The sequence below is a fragment of the Microbacterium sp. genome (genome assembly GCF_047971895.1).
Lineage (GTDB): Bacteria > Actinomycetota > Actinomycetes > Actinomycetales > Microbacteriaceae > Microbacterium.
Map to the genome: position 1 here is coordinate 1 of NZ_JBKEAF010000005.1, position 3818 is coordinate 3818.

The 3818-nt window shown below is 66.6% G+C and carries 6 protein-coding genes and 1 tRNA gene; 3 read left to right on the forward strand and 4 right to left on the reverse strand.

The window, feature by feature from the left end; genetic code table 11:
- Window positions 1-153: 153 nt before the first annotated feature.
- Window positions 154-226 (reverse strand) — tRNA-Glu (locus tag ACK5IN_RS00770).
- A gap of 92 nt (window positions 227-318) precedes the next feature.
- Between ACK5IN_RS00770 and ACK5IN_RS00775 the strand changes: the two genes are divergently transcribed.
- From ACK5IN_RS00775 to ACK5IN_RS00785, 3 genes are all read left to right on the forward strand, one after another.
- Complete coding sequence (locus ACK5IN_RS00775) at window positions 319-957, forward strand: MBL fold metallo-hydrolase (RefSeq protein WP_416894328.1); 639 nt, start codon at window positions 319-321, stop codon at window positions 955-957.
- Between the two features lie 81 nt (window positions 958-1038).
- The gene (locus tag ACK5IN_RS00780; RefSeq protein ID WP_416894329.1) at window positions 1039-1671 is read left to right on the forward strand and encodes a MerR family transcriptional regulator; all 633 of its coding nucleotides are present in this window, start codon (window positions 1039-1041) and stop codon (window positions 1669-1671) included.
- Window positions 1668-2594, forward strand: coding sequence for an NAD-dependent epimerase/dehydratase family protein (locus ACK5IN_RS00785; RefSeq protein ID WP_416894330.1), 927 nt, complete (start codon window positions 1668-1670; stop codon window positions 2592-2594). Before ACK5IN_RS00780 ends, ACK5IN_RS00785 begins: the two co-directional genes overlap by 4 nt.
- Before the next feature lie 93 nt (window positions 2595-2687).
- On the opposite strand, the gene ACK5IN_RS00790 is transcribed toward ACK5IN_RS00785, so the two are convergent.
- The 3 genes from ACK5IN_RS00790 to ACK5IN_RS00800 all read right to left on the reverse strand — a co-directional run.
- Window positions 2688-3116 carry a TA system VapC family ribonuclease toxin gene (locus ACK5IN_RS00790; RefSeq protein WP_416894331.1) on the reverse strand — a complete coding sequence of 143 codons (429 nt, stop codon included), beginning with the start codon at window positions 3114-3116 and terminating at the stop codon, window positions 2688-2690.
- Window positions 3113-3352: a CopG family transcriptional regulator gene (locus tag ACK5IN_RS00795; RefSeq protein WP_416894332.1), complete on the reverse strand. Its 240-nt coding sequence runs from the start codon at window positions 3350-3352 to the stop codon at window positions 3113-3115. The genes ACK5IN_RS00790 and ACK5IN_RS00795 overlap by 4 nt, the downstream gene beginning before the upstream one ends.
- 50 nt (window positions 3353-3402) lie before the next feature.
- On the reverse strand, window positions 3403-3818 hold a 416-nt coding region (locus ACK5IN_RS00800), incomplete at its 5' end, for a hypothetical protein (protein ID WP_416894333.1).

Consider the following 3818-nt stretch of genomic DNA (forward strand, 5'->3'; position numbering starts at 1 on the left):
CACCGACCTGTTCGACGACGACCTCGACGGCGTTGCCACGGCGCTCGACCAGGCAGCGATGCAATCGGATGTTGCCAAAGGCCGCGTAGCGCCTCGAAGCGGCCGCTCGCAGAAAAGAAGAAAACCCCTGCCTGAGCGGGGGTTTTCTCACTGTGACCCCAGCGGGATTCGAACCCGCGTTACCGCCGTGAGAGGGCGGCGTACTAGGCCGCTATACGATGGGGCCGTCGACAACCGTTCAAGTATGCCATGAGGCCCCACACTCGACAAAATCGCGCAGCTGTTGCATCCGCGACGCCGCGCGGGTTGACTCGAAGCATGCGCGTCACAAAACTCGAGCACGCCGGACTGCGAGTCGAGATCGGCGGCAGCCTGCTGATCATCGACCCCGGAAGCTTCACGATCCCCCTCGACGGTCTCACCGGCACGGTCGCCGTCGTGCTCACCCACGAGCATGCCGACCACTGGACCCCCGAGCATCTGGACCGCATCCGCACGGCGGCCCCCGGCATCCCGATCCTCGGCCCCGAAGGCGTCGCCAAGGCGGCCTCCGGCTTCGACATCACCGTGGTCTCACCGGGCGACACCGTCGAGATCGCCCCTTTCACGCTCGAGTTCTTCGGCGGCACGCACATCGTCATCCACGATTCGCTTCCGCTCGTCGACAACGTGGGCGTGCTCGTCAACGACGCGCTCTACTACCCGGGCGACTCGTACACGGTACCGAAGGGCGTCGACGTGCAACTGCTCGCCGCGCCCCTGGGCGGCCCGTGGCTCAAGATCGGCGAAGCCATGGACTACGTGCTCGCGGTGAAGCCGAAGCACGCGTTCGGCACGCACGACATGACGCTGTCGGTCATCGGGCGCGACATGCACCGCACCCGGCTGCAGTGGGCGACCGAGCAGGGCGGCGGCACGTTCTACGCGCTCGACCCGGGCGACAGCGTCGACCTCTGAGCCGGGGCGATTCGCGTCTGCCAGGTGCGATTGCGTGCACCGATCGGATACTGATACTATCCGATAGTGAAAATATCCGAAATGGCGCGTCGGGCCGGTGTTCCACTGTCCGCTGTCAAGTACTACCAGCGGGAGGGCCTGCTGCCCGAGGGCGTCCGCTCGGCGCCCAATCAGGTCGCCTACGGGGATGAGCATGTGCAGCGGGTGCGGCTGATTCGAGCGCTGCTCGAAACGGGCGGGCTGAGCATCGCCGCGGCGAAAGAGGTCATCGCGGCAGCGGACTCGCGGGAGACGCCGCTTGCCGAGGCCTTCGGGGTGGCACAGCACGCGATGGCGGCATCTCGCACCACCGAATCGGCGCCGAGCGCCGCTACCCGGGATCGAATCCTCGCGGCCGCCCGAGCGCGTGGCTGGCAGATGACGGTGGATAACCCCGGTGTTGACACCGCCGCGCGGGCAGTCGACGGCCTGCGAACGATCGGCTTCGATGCTCCCGAGGGGTACCTCGATGCGTACGCCGTGGCCGCGGAAACGGCGGCGGCGGCCGACCTCCGCGCACTCACCGGCCGCAACAGTGCGGACGGGATTGCAGAGCTGATGGTCGTCGGCTCCGTGCTGGGCGACCCCCTGTTCGCCGGGTTACGACGACTCGCGCAGCAGAGTGCGACCCGAGAGTTCTTCCCCGCCCGGAAAAAGGAAGGAGAGTCGACATGACCCCCCAGTTTCGTCACGTGGTGCTCGGTGGAAGCTGCGTGATCGGCCGCGAGACCGTGCGCGCACTTCTCGACCACGGCCACGTTCCCATGTCCGTTGGGCGTCGCCCCTCCGATATCGATGGGGCGCAGTCGGCGATCGCGGATCTCCGCGCGCCCGACCAGGTTGTTGAAGTGCTGCGCGGCGCCGATGTCGCCTACCTCGTCGCGGGCCTGCCGTACGACGCTCGGGTATGGGAGCGTCAGTGGCCGCTCATCGTGCGCGCCTGCATCGACGCTGCGCTCGAGAACGGCACCCATCTGGTCTACCTCGACAACGTCTACGCCTACGGCCGCGTCGTAGGGCCGATGGCTGAGGACACCCCCGTCCGACCGGCACGCAGAAAGGGGCGAGTGCGCGCCCACGCGCTGGAAATGCTGGAGGATGCGCGCTTGCGAGGTCTTGCGGTCACGATCGGTCGCAGCGCCGACTTCTACGGACCCGGGGCGTCCACGAGTGTGTTCAACACCTTTGCCCTCGACAGGATTGCGGCCGGGAAGAAGCCGTCGTGGCTCTTCAACGCGGATCAGCCGCACTCGATGAGCTACACGCCCGACATCGGTGCCGGGCTGATTGTGCTTGGGACGAACGACGATGCTCGCGGTGGCACCTGGCACCTGCCGACCGCTCCTGCGCTCTCCGGCCGCGAGTACCTCGCCGTCGCAGCAGGTGGTCCGGCACCCATCGGAGTGATGGGCATAGCCGCACTGCGATTCGGCGCGCTGTTCAGCACTCCCGCGCGAGAGACCCTGGAAATGGCCTATCAGTACACCGCTCCGTATCAGTTCGACAGTCGTGCCTTCGAGAACACGTTCGGGGTCTCGGCAACGCCCACCGCGGAGGGGATCACCATCGCACTCGCCGCGTGCGCTCGCCCTGATTGACGTGTTCCGTTCGTGGGTCGTGCGACTGGATGGCGTGCCGAGCGTGGAGGCTGAGCCGCTCGCGTATCGCAGTCGGGTTCTCGGATGTGGGGCTCAGGATCGGGTGGGGTGGATCCAACGCAGATTCTCGAAGCGTGCGAAGTCACTATCGAAAGAGCAGACTGCGGTGCCGTGCTCGATGGCGAGGGCGGCGAGGTGCGCGTCGGTGACGAGGTTGCCGTGCAAGCCGCCATCGATGAGGAGCGTGCCGAGAACGTCCCGATGCTGGGCGCCGGGGACGGGAATCCATGCCAGCTCGCAGTCGAGCCAGTCCGTGACGAAGTCCCACGCTTGCTCGGGACTCAGAGGCTGTGCGGTCACGCGGGGGTGCGTGATAATCCGTTGGAACGCCATCAGCGAGGCCCACGGCAGTCCAACGCGTTCGGACCCGTTCATCGCTGCGGTGAGCCACGTTCGCGCATCCCGATGAAACGGCGAGCGGTCGTCGACGGCGTAGAGCAGAACGTTCGCGTCGACGATCAACGGGCGCTCTCGGCGTCGTGCTTGTCCAGAAGTTCGAGAGTTTCGGCGATGTTCGTGACGTCGACGGCAATGCCGACCGTGGCCGTACGCTGGTTGAACGCGGTCGGCCGCTCACGATGAGCGAGACCGGCCCGCGCGAGTTCGTTGACCGCCTCACCGAGGCCGATGTGCCGTTCCTTGCGCAACCGCTCCGCCGCCGCGGCCACTTCGGGGTCGAGTCGTACGGTCGTTCTCATTTCTTGACCATAGCATCACTGATGCTGTGAATTCGCATCACGGATTCAGCTCACACCCGCTGCTGTGAATCCTGGCGCGTCCCGTCCACCGTGTGGGTGGCCGTGTGCGTCGTGGCGTCCGGATTTTGGGCGTCGGCAGCGTTGAGGGCGAGCATCCAGTCGATGCCGAAGCGACCCTTGAGCATTCCGACGCGGCCGCCCCAGTGCGGCGTTACGAACGGCAGCACAACCGTGCCGCCGTCGAGAAGGGCATCCCAGTAGCCCTGCAGCTCTGCCTCGTCGTCGCCGCTGAGCGACACGGAGTGGCCCGCCGGGTCCTGGTAGGGCATCGAACTCGGGGTATCGGACGCCATCAAGGTCAGGCCCGCCGGTGTGGTGATCTGGGCGTGCAACACCAGGGTGCGTTCGTCCTCGGCGATACCCATGTCGTCGAAACCCTCGAAGGTGTCGATGCGCAGCTCGCCAC

Coding starts and splice junctions, on each gene's coding strand:
- ACK5IN_RS00775 (WP_416894328.1), top strand. CDS start 319: ATGCGCGTCACAAAACTCGAGCACGCCGGACTGCGAGTCGAGATCGGC.
- ACK5IN_RS00780 (WP_416894329.1), top strand. CDS start 1,039: ATGGCGCGTCGGGCCGGTGTTCCACTGTCCGCTGTCAAGTACTACCAG.
- ACK5IN_RS00785 (WP_416894330.1), top strand. CDS start 1,668: ATGACCCCCCAGTTTCGTCACGTGGTGCTCGGTGGAAGCTGCGTGATC.
- ACK5IN_RS00795 (WP_416894332.1), bottom strand. CDS start 3,352: ATGAGAACGACCGTACGACTCGACCCCGAAGTGGCCGCGGCGGCGGAG.